The organism is Patulibacter americanus DSM 16676 (assembly GCF_000420025.1).
Taxonomy (GTDB): domain Bacteria; phylum Actinomycetota; class Thermoleophilia; order Solirubrobacterales; family Solirubrobacteraceae; genus Patulibacter; species Patulibacter americanus.
Window position 1 is genome coordinate 321845 of sequence record NZ_ATUD01000002.1, and the last position, 16864, is coordinate 338708.

The window sequence follows — 16864 nt, forward strand, 5'->3', positions numbered from 1 at the left end:
TGCGCGGAGAGCCGCGCCAGCGGGGCACCAGACGGGCCAGTCTGCCCGTCGCGCGCGCCGCGCCGCGGCACCCGCGTCCCGCCCGTACGGACTACAACGTCCGTCGACACGGTGACGATCGCGTGAACAGGTGTGACGTAACGGTCACGTCCTGGCTACGCGATGTTCACCGGTGCGGGCTCCGTGACAACGAGAGTGCGCGTGTCCCGGCGGCGCCGTCGCCCGGGTCCACCTCTCTCAGGAGCACCAACACGATGAGGACCACCACCGGTCTGCGCGTAAGCGCGGCCGCGGCGGGCGCCGTCTGCGCGCTCGCCATCCTTCCGGGCGGCGCCAACGCCGCCTTTGACGCCGCCCACGACACGCAGTGCGAGGGCACGTCGTCCATCGCGGGCATCGGCGCCTCCTTCCAGCGCCAGGCCCACCTGGCCTGGGGCGCCCAGATGCTTCAGCCCGACCCGGCGGCCGCCGAGGACAACGGCTTCGGCCGCGCCACGTTCGCCAACGGCGGCTGCGTCGACTTCCGCGTCGGCTCCAGCTCCGGCATGAAGGTCACGTACGAGCCCCGCGGCTCGGGCGACGGCCGCAACGCGATGGGCGCGTCGACGAGCGCCGGCGTCGCCGGCGTGCGCAACACGGACTTCCAGTTCGCCGCAGCCGACGAGCCGCCGAGCACCGGCCAGCTCGAGAAGGCCAACCAGGGCCCCTCGACCGCGTCCACGACCGACGACGCCGTGCTCCTCACCGTGCCGGTCGCCCAGAGCTCCGTCGCGACCGTCGTCAAGCTCCCGGCCGGCTGCACCGTTCCCGGCTCGGCCCGCCGGATGACACGCGCCGTCCTCGAGGGCGCCTTCGCCGCGAACGCGAACTACACCCAGTGGGGCCAGATCCTGCCGGGCATCACCGGTGCGGGCTGCGACACGGCGCCGGTCAAGCGCGTCGTGCGCCTCGATTCCTCGGGCACCACGTTCGCGTTCAAGAACTACCTGCGCGACATCGACACGTCGGACTTCACGAGCGCGCTGACGAACCAGCAGTGGCCGAACGACACCGGTGCCACGCAGGTCGTCAAGCCGACCTCCAACGGCGCCGGTCCGCTGCTCGACACGCTGAACGGGCTCGCCGGCGGTGGCATCGGCTACGCCGACCTCGCCGCCGCCCGCGCCCGCGGGTTCGACAGCAACGTGGAGCCGGCCAAGATCCCGGGCTCCAACCCGCCCGTGGACAACCCGAAGGCGGGCCAGGTCGACGAGTCCGACACGACCTTCTGGGTCAGCGTGGCGAACCGCAAGAACGAGTTCCGTAGCCCGGCGCTCGGCGACACCGCCGGCACGTCGAACACCGGCTCCAACTGCCGCAACACGAGCTACCAGAACGGCACCAGCCCCACGCTGCCCGCCGTGACGGAGAGCTGGGCCAACGTCAACGCCAGCGCGTCCGAGACGGACTACCCGCTCTGCGCGCTCACGTACGAGCTCGTGTGGCAGGACATGTTGAAGGCGAACGTCGGCATCGCCGCCGACAAGAAGCCCTACACGCAGGGCCAGGCCCGCGCTGTCAAGGACTACCTGGGCTACGTCCTGAACGCCAACGGCGGCCAGGTGGCGCTTGCGGCCAACGGCTACCAGGGGCTCCCGACCGTCGACGAGAAGACGGGCGGCGCCGCGAAGGGCAGCATGCTCGAGGTCGCCCAGGCGGCGCAGAGCTCGCTGACGTGGAACGGCAACCCGGTCGTCGTGACGCCCCCGGGCGGCGGTGACACCGGCGGCGGCGACACCGGCGGCAACGGCGGTGGCAACACCGGCGGCGGCAACAACCCGACCCCGGTCCCCGCACCGGCTCCGGCCCCGAAGCCGGCTCCGGCGCCCGCACCGGCCCCGAAGCCCGCTCCGGCTCCGGCGCCCGCTCCGGCGGCGAAGGTCACGCTGTCCAAGGCCGTAGGCGTCAAGGGCCGCCGGATCGCGCTGACGGTCTCCCCGTCGGCCGCCGGCAAGCTCTCGGTCACCGCGACCACCCGCAAGGGCAAGAAGCGCCTGACCATCGGCAAGGGCACGCTGACGGTCAAGAAGGGCGGCAAGCTCCTGCTCGTCGTCACCCCGTCGGGCGCCGGCAAGCGCGCGCTGACGCCCGGTCGCACCGAGAAGGTCACCTTCAAGGTGACGTTCACGGCGAAGACCGGCAAGAAGACGACGGTCACCAAGACCGTCAAGGTCAAGATCAAGCGCTGAACCGCGCTAGATCCGCAGCGGCGTCCGGGCCGGTCCTCAGGGGCCGGCCCTCGCCGTTCTGTGGCCGTTTCCCGTGCGGTTCGGCGCGTCCGCTCCGGCGTTCACGAGTCGTTCACGATGTGTTTTCGTCGGGTTCCCATGAAGTTCACGAGTGGGTCGAGTGCCGCCCGTACAGTCCCCGGCCGGTGTTCCGTCAACCTGCCCTCCGTTCCCTGCGTCTACCGGTGACGGCCTCCGTGCCGAGCCCGCGCCGCTCCGGCGTCGCCCTCTTCTCCGCCGTGCTCGCCGCCGGCGCCGTCGCGACGGTCGCCGCCACGCCGGCCTCCGCCGCCTGGAAGCCCGGCGCCACCCCGGCGTCCGCCACGGGCTTCCTGCTCGGCGACGACCGCAGCGCCTCGGCGCTGCTCTCCGGTGACGGCCGCTACGTCGTGTTCGAGACGCAGGCCTCCGTGCTGCTCGGCGACCCGCCGGACGAGGACGAGCGCTACGTCGGCGGCATCGTCCGCAAGGACCTCGTGACCGGCGAGATCCTCCTCGTCGCCCCGCCGCAGCGGGTGCGGCGCGAGGACGGGACGCCGCGGGGCACGGGCACGCGCAGCGCGCCCTCGGGCATCAGCCACGACGGGCGCTACGTCCTCTTCGGCACGACCGCCCGGCTCGCGGGCGCGGACGACCGGGGTTCCGCGAGCCCCGACGTGTACCTGCGCGACATGACGAGTCCGGTCTCGGCCGCCGCGTCCTACGAGCTCGTCTCGGCCCAGGACGGCGGGATCGTCGGCGCCGACTACGCGGATCCGGCCGTAGGCAGCGAGCCCGGCGTGGCCGGCTACGCCCTCAGCGCCGACGGGCGCCGCGCGGTGTTCGTGTCCCGCGGCGTGTCGACCCTGCCGGCCGCGGTCGCCGCCACCACCCCGGCGCAGCAGGTGTGGGTCCGTGACCTCGACGCCCGTACGACGCGTCTGATCAGCCGGGCGAAGACCGATTCCTCGGCCGCGGGCACCCCGGCGCCGCAGCCCGCCCCGGGACCGGGCGTCCAGGCCCCCGATGTCGCCATCAGCGCCGACGGCGGGAAGGTCGTCTGGATGGCGGGGAACGCCGAGCTCCAGACGCCCACGCTTCCTCGCGAGGGTGCCATCGGGTCGCCACCCGCGCTCCTGTGGCGCGACCTCGATCGCATCACGGCACCCAGCCGTCGTGTCGCCGGCGCCGCGGACCCGGACGACCCCGGGTGCGATCCGCAGTCCTACTCGCCGAGCGATACGGCGACCGGGCCGTGTTACGGGCCGTTCGTCACCAGCGAGGGGTTCGACCAGCGCAGCGCGGGCGACACGACCAGCAACTCGAGCGCCCTGCGGCTCCAGGGGATCAGTGGCACCGGCGGACGCGTGCTGTTCAGCTCGTCCGCGTACCGGCGTCCGTACGACGTCCCGGCGTTCCGGCCGTCCACGGCCTACCTCGCCGACATGCGGGCCGGCCTGCCGCGGCGGACGGCCGTGACCGTCGCGTGGTCCAACCCGGTGACGAACGGACGCCAGGCCGCGCAGAACGGCCGCCTCGCGGCCGACGGTCGCCACGCGACGTTCGTCTCGCGCGACAACCGCTTCGACGGGCTGCAGGCCGTGGGCAGCTTCCCGACCGCGAGCCTCCTGCCGTTCAACGTCTTCTCCGTCGACCTCGACGCGCGCACCGTGGAGCTCGTCACGCGCGCTCCCAACGGGAGCGACTACGCCACTGAGTCGCAGACGACGACCCCGCCGTCCGCCGCGTTCCCGTCGGCCGACGGCTCGGCCGTCGCCTTCCCCGCCCCGGACGGCAACCTCTTCGTCGGCGACGCCAACGGCGTCGAGGACGTGCTGGTCGCCCGCACCGTGAGCCAGGGCGGCGCCGGCGGGGGTGGCGAGCATGCGGTGCCGCCGGTGCTGCCTGCGCCGCCGGTCGACACGACGGCTCCCCGGGCGCTCCCGTCGCGGTACTTCGTCACCCTCGGCCGCGTCGTCGTCTCGAAGCGCACCGGCACCGCGACCCTCGCGGTGCGGCTACCGACGGGCGGGCGGCTCACGGCCACTGCGCGTGGCACCGCGACCCGCAAGGTTCGCGGGCGCAAGCGCTCCACGACCGTCACGGTGGGCACCACGACCCAGCGCCCCAAGCGCGCCGGCACCGTCCAGGTCAAGGTCAAGGTCGGCGCGAAGGCGCGGGCGGCCCTGCGTCGCTCGCCGCACCGCCTCGCCGTGAAGCTGGCCGTGACGTTCCGCCCGCAGGGCGCAGCGCCGACGTCCGCCACGAGGTCCTACGCGCTCCGCCGCGCGTACGTGACCGCGGCGACCCCGAAGAAGCAGCGCAAGACCACGAAGGCCTCCGCGGCCACCCGGAGGACCCGATGAGGCGTCTGTTCACCACCCTCGTGGCCAGCGCGGCCCTCGCGGTCGCCGCCGGTGGCGGCGTCGCCGGTGCGGCGGAGTGGGACGAGGTCAGGCTCCCCGCTCCCGCCGGCGGCACCCTGTCCGTGCCGGCCGGGTTCGTCGGCGACCTCTCCTTCTGGGCGCCGAACCGCGGGCTCATGACGGTCGCGGGCAACAACAGCGTCCCCGCCGGGCTCTACAGCTGGGACGGCGAGTCGTGGCACCAGCTCTCGACCGTCTGCGGTGGCGGGCAGAACTCCCGCATCGCCTGGGCGGGACCGACGGAGTTCTGGACGATCACCGTCCCGAGCGCGGGCTCCGCCGCGAGCGGCACCGGCCTCTGCCACTTCAAGGATGGCGCCGTCGTCGGCTCGTACAGCTTCTACAACGTGCCCGCGTTCGGTCCGTCGGTGCCCGTGAACGCGGCGACCTGCCGCTCCGCGAACGACTGCTGGTTCGGAGGCGTCGGCTCGCTCGGCGCCGACGGCACCCAGCCGGGGGCGTTCCACCTGCACTGGGACGGCACCGAGCTGCGCCCCGTCGTCAACGGCCAGGGCCGCGGCGTCTCCGACCTGATCACGCACGGCGGCGCCGTGCTCGAGAGCACCTTCGCCGGGATCGGCGCCGGCGTCGGCGCCCAGCCGCCGTTCCTCCGCAGCCCCGAGGACGTCCCCGCGCTGCTGCACCGCATCGACGGGTTCTCCTTCGTCAACGACCCCTTCGTCCCGACCCCGGTCGAGGGCGTGCCGGCCGACGGCACCGACCTGCGCTCCATGGACACGGACGGGAGGACGGCCTGGGCCGTCGGCGGCGGCGCGGGCTCCGGGCCCGCCGCGGCCAACGGGGTCGTCCAGCGCACGCCGGTCGCGGTGCGCAAGGACGGCGACGGCCCGTGGCAGGAGGTGCCGCTCTCCGGCACGCTGCCGACGGACCGCTGGTTCGGGTCCGTCGCCGCCGTGCCGGGCGCCGGCGAGGCCTGGGCCACGCTCACCGACTCCGAGGTCGGCGGCGGGTTCATCTCGGGCGACTCGTCCGCTCCGTCCGTCGCCCATATCGCCGCCGATGGCGCGGTACGCACCGTCGAGCTCGACCGCCGGACCGGCCCCGCCGCCCGGGGCGCCGCGACGGCCGTCGCGTGCACGGCGAACGACTGCTGGGCCGCGACCGCGAAGGGCTATCTCTACCGCCGCTCGACCGGCGCGACCTCCGCCCGGGACACGGACCCCGCGTTCCAGGGCACGATCTCCATCCGGCCGAACGAAGCGGCGGCACAGGCCATCGCCGACGATCCGCCAGCGGACGACTCCCGCCTGCTCGCCCCGCCCGTCGAGCTGCCGACCGAGGCCGACGCGGAGGCCGCCATCGAGTGCGCGGCACCCCCGGCGCTCGTCACGCGGGTCAAGGCCACCACGGGCAAGCTGACGAAGCTGCAGCGCCGCCAGGCCAACGCGAAGGTCACGCTCATCATCCGGTTCCGTCTCGCCCGTCGCGCCCGGGTCGGGGTGACGTTCAAGCGCGGCAAGCGCACGGTGGCCCGGGTCAAGCCGCGCGCGCTGAAGGCCGGCACGCGCAAGCTGACGGTGTCGGTGCGCCGCAAGAGCTTCCCGAAGAACATCAAGTTCTCGCTGAAGGAGCTGACGACGCCGGAGTGCACCGCCGGCTCGGGCGACGTCGCCGGCACGGGGCCCGCGTCGTGAGCCCCCGCATCCGTCGCCGGCGCCGCCTGGGTGCGGCGCTCGTCGCGCTGCTCGCGGGTGCGCCCGCCGCGGCCCTCCTCCTCGACGCTCCGGACGCCGTCCGGGCGCAGTCCGCGTCAGGCCCCGTCGGCATCGAGTCGCAGATCGGCCCGGCCTCCCACGCCACGCTGCTCGGCGGCGCCGCGCAGGGCGGCGCCCCGAACGAGGCCTGGGGCTTCACGGACGCCGACGCCACGGTCCCGCAGCCCAAGACCGTCGACGGCGCCGAGCTCCCCGAGACCCCGACGGGAATCGTCCGCTACCGCCCCGACGAGGGCTGGCGCACCGTCCAGTCCCCGCAGGACGAGCAGGGCGCCCCGTACCCGGGCGACCTCACCGACGGGCGCGTCACCGCCCGCGGCGGGCTCGTGCTCGCCGGCAACGACCGGCGCCGGCCGGAGGGCCAGCGCGCCGTCCTGCTCGCCCGCGACGCGGTCGGCCCCACGCGGGTGCTGTCGCGCCCCGGCACCGACGTCCTGCGCCCGGGCTCCGGCAGCACCCCCGACGAGAGCCTCTCGCCGACGGTCTTCGCCGGCCGCGCCCTCGCCGACGGCCGCACCGAGGTCTTCGCGGGCATCGCCGGGCGGCCCCTCGAGGACGGCATCGCCCGGTGGGACGGCAACGCGTGGTCCCGCGAGCAGCTCTGCGTCGCCGACGACGCCGCCAACACCACGCCCGCGGGCTGCGACGACGCGGACACGCTCGACGACTCGCGCTCCGGCCTGACCCTCGTCTCGGCCGCCGCGAGCGAGGGCGGGAGCGCGTGGCTGCTCGCCCGCGCCCACGCCGACGCGGGGCGCGGCCTGGTGCTGTTCGAGCGCACGGGGGAGGGCCCCGACGTACGCTGGCGCCTGCGTGATCTCGGCGCCCCCCGGTTCGCCGCGGACGCCACGCCGGCCGACGGCATCACCGAGGTGGCCGGACTCCCGGGCGGCCGTGCGCTGACCTCCACCGCCGGCGGCGTGTGGATCGACGCGACGTTCCGCCAGAACGGCACGGTCCGCAGCGTCATCCTGCACCGCACAGCCTCGGGCACCCGCACCTGGTGCGACGGCGGCCTGTGCGACGACACTCTCGGGTTCGACGTGAGCCGGAGCACCCGCTCCCAGGCGTTCGCGGGCCCCGGCGACGGCACGCGCGTCATCGGCCTCGGCGCGCGCTACGCGACCTTCGACGGCCGGGGCTGGTCCGTCTCCGCCTCGTTCGGTGCGGGCAACGGCGGGATCGCCTTCTCGAGCCTGACCGAGGGCTGGATCGGCGACGTCCACATCACGACGTCGCGCCCCGCCTCGCCGCTCGCGGCGTGGTCCGTGCCCGTCCGCCGGCCCCTGACCGCGGTGGCCTCGGCCCCCGGCACGCCCGGCGACATCGGCACTCCGGCGCTCGCCGTCGGGCTCGCGGGCAACGTCCTGCGCTACACCCCTGGCCAGGGCTGGGACAGCGAGGTCCGGCTCGAGCCCGGTGGCGTCGCCCGCGACAACCTGCGCGGCGTCGCCTGGCCGACGGCCGACACGGCCTACGCGGTCGGCGACGAAGGCACGATGTGGCGTTGGCGCCGCGTGACCGGCCTGTGGGAGTCCGATCCCGCCGCGCCGTACGACTTCGTCGGCCACCTCACGGGCATCGCGTTCCAGCCCGGCGATCCCGAGCGCGGGTTCGCCGTCGGCCGCGACGGCGTCCTCCTGCGGTACGGCAAGAGCTGGGAGCCGATGGAGCTGCCCGCCGACGCCGCGACGGCCGGCCCGGGTGGCGGGAAGGCCGACCTCTACGGCGTGGCCTTCGCCGGAAGTCAGGCCCTGGCCGCGGCCGGCTCCTCCGGCGTGCTCGTCGAGGACGGGTCCGGCTGGAAGACCGACGAGGGCGTCGCCGCGCTGATGAAGCGCTCGGGCGGGCGGGTCCTCGCCGTCGCGGGGCTCCCCGACGGTGGCGCCGTCGCCGTCGGGACCACCGGCGACGACAAGGGCCTCGTGATGGAGCGCGACCGGGCCGGCGGCCCGTGGCGCTTCAGCGACCAGCCGCTCACCGGCTCGGCGATCGCCGTGGCGGCGTTCCGCGAGGGCGAGCGCGTGCGCGCCCTGGTCTCGGTGAGCAACCAGATCTGGCCGACCACCAGGGACACGACGATCCCGGCGGCCGACCCGGCGCTGCCGTCGCCCCGCCGCGACGCGTTCAGCCTGCCCGCCGAGGGCTACCTGCTGCGCGAGACCGCGGCCGGCTGGCGCGACGAGGAGCGCACGAAGCTCAGCTCGCCGACGTCGGAGCAGGCTCGCAAGTCCGACCCGAACCTGGCGATCGTGGCGGACGCCACCGGCCGTGGCTGGGCCGTGGGCGGCTGGAACGGTGCCCCCGACCTGACCGGCCACGGCAACGCGCGGCTGGACGAGGAGGTCGTCGAGGCCCAGACCGCGTCCGTGAGCCGCTACGACCCGGCGGGACCGCAGGGCTCCTCGAACGTCGCCCTGGCGGCGCCGGCGATGCCCGCCGGGCGCGCCCGACTGCTCGTCGGCGGGCACGCGGCCTGCGCGAGCGCCTGCGCCGACCTGGCCCCGATCGACACCGCTCCGGACCGGACGCTGTCGCGCGCGGCCCAGCTCGCCAACCAGCTCGGCGCCGAGGCCCGTGGCCCGCGAGCCTTCGTCTACACGGGCGGCCGCGTGGCCCCCGGCGCGGCGAGCGCAGCCGAGCACGGGCGCTATGGCGCGCTGCTGGCCGGCAACGCGTTGCCGACGTTCCCCGCCGTCGCCCCCGGCGACCTGTCGGGCGGCGGCTCCGCGTCCTTCGAGGCGGCCCTCGCCGGCGCGGCCGCGCCCTTCGGGCAGAGCCCGGCCGCCGGCGGCACCACGCCGGTCACCATCGGCGAGGCGCCGGCCCCCGGCCGGGCGCGCACCCACTACGCGGTCGACGTCACCACGGGTGACGGGCCGGTCCGCCTGGTGGTCATCGACAACGCCGGCGGGTCGCTCGCCGCTCGCAACGCCGCGGGCAACCCCGCCCAGGACCAGGCCGCGTGGCTGACGGCCGTGCTCGCGGACGCGAAGACCCGCGGGATCGCGGTCGTCGTGTCCGGTAGCCGCAGCCTGGACAGCAGCGACACCGGCGCCGCGAGCGACGCGGGTCGCGTGGCCGCCCTGCTGCGCGACGGCGGGGCCTCGGCCTACGTCTACGACGGCGACGGGTCCCAGCGCCGCAGCGCGATCCCGTTCGGCTCCGGGTCGACCATCCCGACCTTCTCGAGCGGCACCCTGGGGTACCGCCCGCTCGCCGACCCCGAGGGCCGCGGCGTGCCGGGGCTCCTGCTCCTCGAGCTCGACCTCGCGGCCCGCAACGCCACGACGAACCGCGCGCCGGCCGCCGTGCGCCTGATCCCCGTCCTCGACGACCTGGCGATCGACGCGGTCGACGGCCGCGTCCTCAACCGCAGTCAGCCCGCGCTGTTCGAGGGTCTCGGGCGCCGCCCGCGCTCCGGCAGCCGGTGGACGGCGGAGGGCGCGGGCGACGGTGACGGCGCTGACGCCTACGTCAGCCTGCCCAGCCCGATCTGCGCCCCCGTCACGCGCGCCGCCTGTGCCGCCACCCGGATCGACCCCGAGGTGACGTTCACCTCGAGCGACCCGGACATCGCGAACTTCGTGCGCGTCGACCCGTCGTCGACGAACCCGCGCAAGCCGTTCGTCGACCCGGCGACGGATAAGCCGGTGGCCGACCCCACGTCCGGGCTCGTCTGCCCGTTCAACGCCGGCACCACGACGATCTCGATCTCGTCCGGCGGGTTGACGTACAAGACGACGCTCACGGTCCGCGACGGCAGCGTGCTGCGCCCCTGCGGCACGGTGCCGCTGAACCCCTCGCGGTTCACGCAGCCGTCGGCGAGCGCCGGGGCACCCGCCGCGCCGCCGCCGCCCGGCTCGGCGCCGCCGAACGGCAGTCCGGCCGTCGACGTGCCGATCCCGGCCGCCGTCGTGCCGCCGCCGCCGGTGCTGCCCGCCCCGGCGCCGCCCGTCACCCCGGCGGCCGTCACGCCGCCGCCGACGCCGCGACCCGCGCCGACCCCGGCGCGGCCGCTGCCCCTGCCCGGCCCGGCGTTCATCGCTCCGCTCGTCCCCGGGGCGCTGGCGGTACCGCCTCCACCTGCGGCTGCGTCGCCCGCACCGCCGCCCGGCACGAGCGGGGCGAGCATCAACGTGCCCGTCTCGCAGCCCGTCACGCAGGCCGAGCGCCAGCGCGACGAGGAGGTCGCGGAGGAGTCGTCCAAGGCCTACGCCCGCTACGACGCCGTCGCCTCGCAGGACGGCGGTCACGGCACCGGCCAGGCCGCCGCCGTGATCGGACTCGTCCTGATCGCCGCCATCGGCGGCGGCACCGCGGTCGGCACCCGTCGCCGCCGCCAGTACCCCTACGACTACGCCCGGGCGACCACCCGGGACCACGACTCCCGGGTCACCGCCCGGCACCGGAGGCCCCGATGAGGACCCGCCAGCTCCCCTCCCCGACGATCATCGCCGCGGCCGCGTTGGTGGTGTCCCTGCTCGCGCTGCTGTTCGCGATGTCCGGCGTGGGCGCCGCCAAGCCGGCGCCGAAGCCGAAGTACCCGCAGACCGCGAGCACCAGCCCGCAGAAGTACGGGATCCTGCGGCTCGGCAAGAACAAGAAGTTCCCGGCCAAGGCGATCCCGACGGTCAACAAGGCCCGCACCGCGGTGCGGCTCGGTGACCTGACCGCGACGCAGATCACGACGGTCTGCCCGGCCGACACGGTCGACCTGGGCTCGTGGTGCATCCTCAGCTCGGTCCAGGCCGTGCCGACGGAGGACAACGGGAAGAACGACTACTTCTACGCCACCCAGAAGTGCGTGGAGCTCGGCGGCTGGCTGCCGTCGGCCGAGGAGCTGATCGGCGCCGCCGACGAGGTCAAGCTCTCGAGCACGCTCGACGACAACTCGACGACCGCCTCCACGGACATCCTGCCCGAGGACGGCCTGGGCGACCGCCGCGAGATGAGCTCGACGCTCGTCACGACGACGGCCGGCTCGAGCGCCGCGGGCAGCGCGGGATCGACCGCGGGCGCCACGGGCGACCCGGGCTCCGGCGAGGCCGCGCCCATCCCGCAGCCGGCCGACCCGGCCCCGGACTCCCTGCAGTACGTGACGGTGTTCGACAACAAGAACGCCGGCGGGTTCGCCGGCTCCAAGCCCGTGTCGAGCCCGGAGCGGTTCCGTTGCGCGTTCGCGAAGAAGCAGGGCGAGAACGCCCCGGAGGACTGATCGTGCGTCCGCAGATCCCCGTGCTGGCGGTCCTGGCCGTCCTCGCCATCCCGCCGTCCCTGGCCCTGGGCCAGGACGACACGCCCGCAGCGGTGCCCTCGTCGGCGACCACGACCGGGGCGACCGCGCCAGCGGCACCCGCCACGACGACGGACGCCGCGCCGGCCCCGACCCCCACGTCGGACGCCCCGGCCCCGCCGGCGGGCACCGCGCCCGCGCCGCCCGCGTCGACCACGACGCAGCCGGCCGTTCCCGCCCCGACCCCCGGCCTGGGCGCGACGCCTCCGCCGGCGTTCGAGCCGGACCTCACCGACCCGGACGGCCCCAAGCTCTCCACGGCGCGGCCCGAGGGTCGCGAGACCGCGAAGGAACGCCGCGCCCGCGAGCGCCGCGAGGCCAAGGCCCGCAGGGCCCGCAAGGACGCCAAGGGCGAGAAGGGCGGGAAGGACGCGAAGGAGGAGGACGACGCGAAGAAGGACGACGCCCGCACCCCGGCCGACATCCTGGCCGCCCCCGCGACGGGCCTGTCCGCGCTCTCCGTCGCGCAGTTCCGGATCCCGCCGTTCCTGCTGCCGATCTACCAGGCCGCCGGTATGCAGTACGGCATCCGCTGGGAGATCCTCGCCGCGATCAACGAGATCGAGACGGACTACGGTCGCAACCTCAACGTCTCGAGCGCCGGCGCCCAGGGCTGGATGCAGTTCATGCCGCCCACGTGGGCGAGCTACGGCGTCGACGCCAACGGCGACGGTGAGAAGGACCCGTACAACCCGGTCGACGCGATCTTCGCGGCCGCCCGCTACCTCAAGGCCGCGGGCGGCATGAGCGACGTCCGCCGCGCGGTCTTCGCCTACAACCACGCCGACTGGTACGTGAACGACGTCCTGAAGCGCGCCCGCGCGATCGCCTCGCTGCCCGCCGACGTCGTCTCCTCCCTGACGGGCCTGACGCTCGCCCAGCTCCCGGTCTACGTGCCGGAGGACGAGGACGCGAAGGCCGACGCGCAGCGCGACGCCGCGAAGGACGAGGACGACGCGACGGACGGCGGCTCCGCGAAGACGGACGCTGACGACCAGGCGGACGTCAAGCGGGACGACGCCAAGGCCGAAGACGACCGGGCCGAGACCCGCACGGCGAAGGCCGATCGCGCGAAGGGCGACGACGCGAAGGCCGAGACCCGGACCGCAAAGGCCGACCGCACGAAGGCCGACGCCGTCGTCGTGCGCCGCGGCGGCTCCTCCACGTGGGCGCCGGTCTCGGCGCCGGAGGACGCGGCGGTCGTGGCCGTCCAGGACGGCACGATCACGCGCATCGGCGAGGGGGAGCGGCTGGGCCGCTTCGTCGAGATCCGCGACGCCTACGGCAACTCCTACACGTACTCCGGCCTCGGCACGCTGGCCGAGAAGCACCTCGTCCCGCGCAAGCGCGCCGAGAAGGACGAGAAGCACGACCACGACCACGAGGACGAGGCGCACGCGGGGGAGGAGCACGCGGAAGAGCCGCACGCCGACGCGCGCGAGGACGCCGCCGCCCCGGACGTGACCGCCGGCACCCCGGGCGCCGAGGACACGGCGCCCACCGCCGACCCCGTCCCGACCACCCCGGCGACGGCCGGCGAGCAGCCGCGCCGCCGCGCCGCCGGGAAGGCGGCCGACGCGGTCGCCGCCCCGGCTACGGCCGGCCGCGCGGCGGCGAGCGTCGGGCCGTCCCGTCCCCGCACCGCCGCCGAGAACGCGGGCGGCAACGCCGGTCGCGGCAGCGGCACCGCCGACGACCGCGGTCTGGGCGCCCCGGCGGCCCCGGCGGCCCCGGCCTTCCCGGCGCTGCCGTCGACGACGCCCGCCCCAGGCACCACGACGCCGGTCCCGGGCGCGACCACGCCTGCGCCGGCCGCACCGCTCCCGGGCGCCCCGGCTCCGGGCGCGGCCCCGGTCCCGGGCACGACTCCCGCGCCCGACGCCGCCCCGGCCCCCGGCGGGCCTACCCCGGGCACGACGGCCACCGAGGCCGTCCCGGCCCCGGGCGACCCGGTCGCTGCGGTTCCTCCGACGACGACGGACGGCGTGCCCGCCACGGGCGCCGGCGCCGTGCCGCCGACCGTGACCGACGCGCTCCCGCCGTTCCCGGCGCTGTCCCCGGGGCTCCCCGGGGGCCTCCCGACGGCCCCGCCCGCCGAGCCCACGACGCTCGCGCCGCCGACCGGGCTGCTGGGCGCCGCCACGCGCTTCTCGACCGTCCCGTTGTGGCAGATCCTCGCGCCGGAGATGCCGCCCGTCCCGGTCCCGGAGCCCGCCGCCCCGGCGTCGCCGTCGGAGCCCGAGGCCGAGCCGGAGGAGCGGGTCGACCGGATCAGCACGTACCTCGTGCGCGCCGGCGACCTGCGCCGCTCCGACGTCCGCCTGCGGACGCTGAAGGTCGGCAGCCGTGTCATGGCGGGCACCGTCCTCGGGCGGATGGGTGGCGACGACATGCGGTTCGCGATCCGGCCGGCGGGGGAGGGTGCCCCGCGCATCGACCCGCGGCCGATCGTCGCGGGCTGGCGCCTGCTCGACGACGCGTCCGTCTTCGGGCACGACGACCGCAGCGAGCTCGTCGCCGAGCGGGCGGACGAGCCCGACGTCGGCCGCCTGCTGCTCCTGAGCAAGGAGCGCCTGCAGGCCCGGGTGCTCGCGGATCCGAAGCTGCAGATCTACGAGGCCGGCCGGGGTGACATCCGCGCCGGTCAGATCGACCGCCGCGTGCTGGCGGCGATGGAGTTCCTGACCGCCAACGGCCTGCGGCTCACGATCACGTCGCTGAAGACGGGACACAGCATCCTGAGTGCCTCGGGCAACGTCTCCGCGCACTCCTACGGCGCGGCGATGGACATCGCGGCCGTCAACGGCGTCACGATCACGGCCGGCACGCAGGGCGCCGGGTCGATCACCGCCACGACCATCCGCATGCTGCTGCGCCTGCAGGGCACCGCCCGCCCGAACCAGATCATCTCGCTGATGACCTTCCCCGGCGCGGACAACACGATGGCCATGGGCGACCACGCCGACCACATCCACGTCGGGTTCCCCCGGGACGCCTCGTCGGGCGACGCGAAGCTCGGCCGTCAGGTCAGCGCGATCCTCAAGCCCGCCCAGTGGGAGCAGCTCGTCGGCCGCCTGGCCGAGATCGACAACCCGAAGGTGCCGACGACGCCGTCGAAGGCCGCCCGCAAGGCGAAGCGCGGCGAGCGGTAGAGCGGGCGGGGCGCCCGACCGCTGTCCGCGGTCGCACGCCCCGCCCGCCCAGTGCCTCAGGCCGCGGCCGCGTCCAGCCGCGCGAGCGCCGCGCGGTAGACCGGCTCGCGGTGCCGCGGGACCGCGGCGAGGTGGTCGCGCAGGTCGGCGCGGTGGACGGCGATCGCCAGCGTGCGGGCGGGGCCGGGTGCCGCGAGCAGGCGCCCGACATGGGCCTCGAGGGACTCCTCGCGCGGACGCGTCAGGAGCTCGAGCGCCGCCCGCTCGTCCGGGGTCAACGCCACCCGCGTGGCCACGGTCTCCACATCGAGGGCGGAGTGCTCCGGCACGTCGTGCACCCAGGCCAGCACGCGGGCCCACGCCGGTACGGCGGCGGCCACGCGCTCGACGTGGCTGAGCATCGCCGTGCCGTGGCGCGTGAGCTGCTCCGCGTGGACCTGGTCGGCGAGCGCGCGGGCGGCGCGCAGCCGCGCCGCGGCCTGCCGCCGGCCGCCGCGCACGATGCGCGGGGAACGGTTGCTCATCACGCCCCGCGGGCCGCCGCGCAACACGCGCCGCAGGCGCGGGGCGAGCGAGGCGGCCGGCCGGGGAATGGCTCAGCCGTCCGCGGCCGGGAGCTCGAGGGCCGGCACGTCGTCGGCGCCGGCGGCGCCGGGCGGGTCGACGCTCAGGGTCGACGCGGCCAGGCGGGTGAGGGCCAGCAGGTCGGCCGGGGTGTCCAGCTCGGAGCCGGGCTTCGTGTCCGACCGCAGCACGACGGTCGGCGTCGGGGCCAGCGTACCGTCGGCCGCCAGGGGCGGGACGGGCGCGGGGACCGCGGGGTCCGGCGGCGTGGCGGGGCACGGGTCGGCGGCGCCGACAGCCGTGACCACGATGAGGCCGTTCTCCTGGTACTCCGTGCTGGACGTGATCGCCGTGACGGCGTCCGAGACCTGGTCGGGCAGCGCGACGGCCGTGCGCTCGGGCGGGGCGCAGCCGCCGAGCGCGGCGTAGGAGAGCTCCGGGATGGAGTCGCCGGCGGAGACGTCGTTGCCCAGCGTCTCGAGGCTCTTGATGCCGTCGCCGCACGCGTCGCCCTCGGCCAGGCCGGCGATGCGGCCGAACGGGAGCCGGCCCGCGAGCGCCGCCGCGGCGGCGTCGCCGACGGGCGGGACGCTGCAGGCGCCGGGGAGCGCCGCACCCTTGCTGGGCTGGACGTCGACGTAGGCGCGCCAGGACGCCCCGGCGGTCGTGAGGATCTCGGGCAGGGACGGGGTGACCTCGGGCGGCGTGGCGCCGGCCGGCACCGGGCGCACGCCGGTCATCAAACCCGTCACGTTCTGTCCGGTCTCCGGGCCCAGCGGCTTGACCCCGGTGAGCGTCACGCCCTGGTCGGCGATGCGCTTCACCGCCTCCTGGGCCTGGGGCCCGTCGAGCGCGAGCATCCAGACGTGCGGGGTGATCGGCTCGTCCTCGGGGAGCTCCTCCTCCGGCTCCTCCTCCGCGGGGGCGTCGTCGACCGGCGTGTCCTCCACCGGTACGTCCTCGACGGGCGTCTCCTCGAGCGGCGTCTCCTCGACCGCGGCGGTCTCGGCCTCCGGCTCGGCCGCGGGGGCGTCCGCGTCGTCGCCGGCGTCCGCGTCGGCGGTGGGCTTCTTCGGGGCCTTGACGACCACGGGTGCCGCGGGCGCGGCGGCCGGGGCGCGGGCGATCACGGCGGCGCGGGCACCACCGTCGCCGCCGGCGACGAGCATCCCGCTCACGCCCGCGACGAGCACGGCCGTCGCGGCGGCGGCGAACGGCACGGCGCGCGGTGGGCTGGCGGCGACCGGGACGGGCGCGGGCTGCGCGGCGGCGGCCCGGGCCCGGAAGGTCTCGAGGGGATCGAGCCGGCGGGCGCCGATCAGGCCGCCGCAGTCCAGGCAGTACCGCTGCCCGACGACGACGAGCGCTCCGCAGGAGCGGCAGTCGCCGGCGGGATCTTCGGGGGCGGGGTCGCCTGGGCGCACGTCGGACACGAGCGCGCAGG

General features: G+C 76.0%; 8 protein-coding genes. 6 read left to right on the forward strand and 2 right to left on the reverse strand.

Going from position 1 to position 16864, the window contains the following annotated elements:
• Nucleotides 1-254 precede the first annotated feature (254 nt).
• The 6 genes from F593_RS30550 to F593_RS27875 all read left to right on the forward strand — a co-directional run bounded on the left by F593_RS30550 (nt 255) and on the right by F593_RS27875 (nt 14856).
• Nucleotides 255-2228, forward strand: a complete 1974-nt coding sequence (locus F593_RS30550) for a substrate-binding domain-containing protein (RefSeq protein ID WP_022927797.1) — start codon at nt 255-257, stop codon at nt 2226-2228.
• A gap of 224 nt (nt 2229-2452) precedes the next feature.
• Nucleotides 2453-4612: a hypothetical protein gene (locus F593_RS0105725; protein WP_022927798.1), complete on the forward strand. Its 2160-nt coding sequence runs from the start codon at nt 2453-2455 to the stop codon at nt 4610-4612.
• A complete protein-coding gene (locus F593_RS0105730; protein ID WP_157251602.1) occupies nt 4609-6327 on the forward strand; it encodes a hypothetical protein in 1719 nt (572 codons plus the stop codon). The genes F593_RS0105725 and F593_RS0105730 overlap by 4 nt, the downstream gene beginning before the upstream one ends.
• A complete protein-coding gene (locus tag F593_RS27870; RefSeq protein ID WP_157251604.1) occupies nt 6324-10832 on the forward strand; it encodes a hypothetical protein in 4509 nt (1502 codons plus the stop codon). The genes F593_RS0105730 and F593_RS27870 overlap by 4 nt, the downstream gene beginning before the upstream one ends.
• Nucleotides 10829-11626 (forward strand): hypothetical protein, encoded by a 798-nt coding sequence (locus F593_RS0105740; RefSeq protein ID WP_022927801.1) that lies wholly within the window; start codon nt 10829-10831, stop codon nt 11624-11626. Before F593_RS27870 ends, F593_RS0105740 begins: the two co-directional genes overlap by 4 nt.
• A gap of 2 nt (nt 11627-11628) precedes the next feature.
• On the forward strand, nt 11629-14856 hold the full coding sequence (locus tag F593_RS27875) for a lytic murein transglycosylase (protein WP_022927802.1): 3228 nt from the start codon (nt 11629-11631) through the stop codon (nt 14854-14856).
• Nucleotides 14857-14912: 56 nt separating this feature from the next.
• On the opposite strand, the gene F593_RS0105750 is transcribed toward F593_RS27875, so the two are convergent.
• Together F593_RS0105750 and F593_RS0105755 are read right to left on the reverse strand one after the other, a co-directional pair.
• Nucleotides 14913-15380, reverse strand: a complete 468-nt coding sequence (locus F593_RS0105750; RefSeq protein WP_157251606.1) for a hypothetical protein — start codon at nt 15378-15380, stop codon at nt 14913-14915.
• Nucleotides 15381-15452: 72 nt separating this feature from the next.
• Nucleotides 15453-16853 carry a hypothetical protein gene (locus tag F593_RS0105755; RefSeq protein ID WP_022927804.1) on the reverse strand — a complete coding sequence of 467 codons (1401 nt, stop codon included), beginning with the start codon at nt 16851-16853 and terminating at the stop codon, nt 15453-15455.
• Nucleotides 16854-16864: the final 11 nt, after the last annotated feature.

Bases quoted from the DNA above. Each gene is read 5' to 3' on its own strand.
- F593_RS30550 (WP_022927797.1), top strand. From the start codon at position 255: ATGAGGACCACCACCGGTCTGCGCGTAAGCGCGGCCGCGGCGGGCGCC.
- F593_RS0105730 (WP_157251602.1), top strand. From the start codon at position 4,609: ATGAGGCGTCTGTTCACCACCCTCGTGGCCAGCGCGGCCCTCGCGGTC.
- F593_RS0105740 (WP_022927801.1), top strand. From the start codon at position 10,829: ATGAGGACCCGCCAGCTCCCCTCCCCGACGATCATCGCCGCGGCCGCG.
- F593_RS0105750 (WP_157251606.1), bottom strand. From the start codon at position 15,380: ATGAGCAACCGTTCCCCGCGCATCGTGCGCGGCGGCCGGCGGCAGGCC.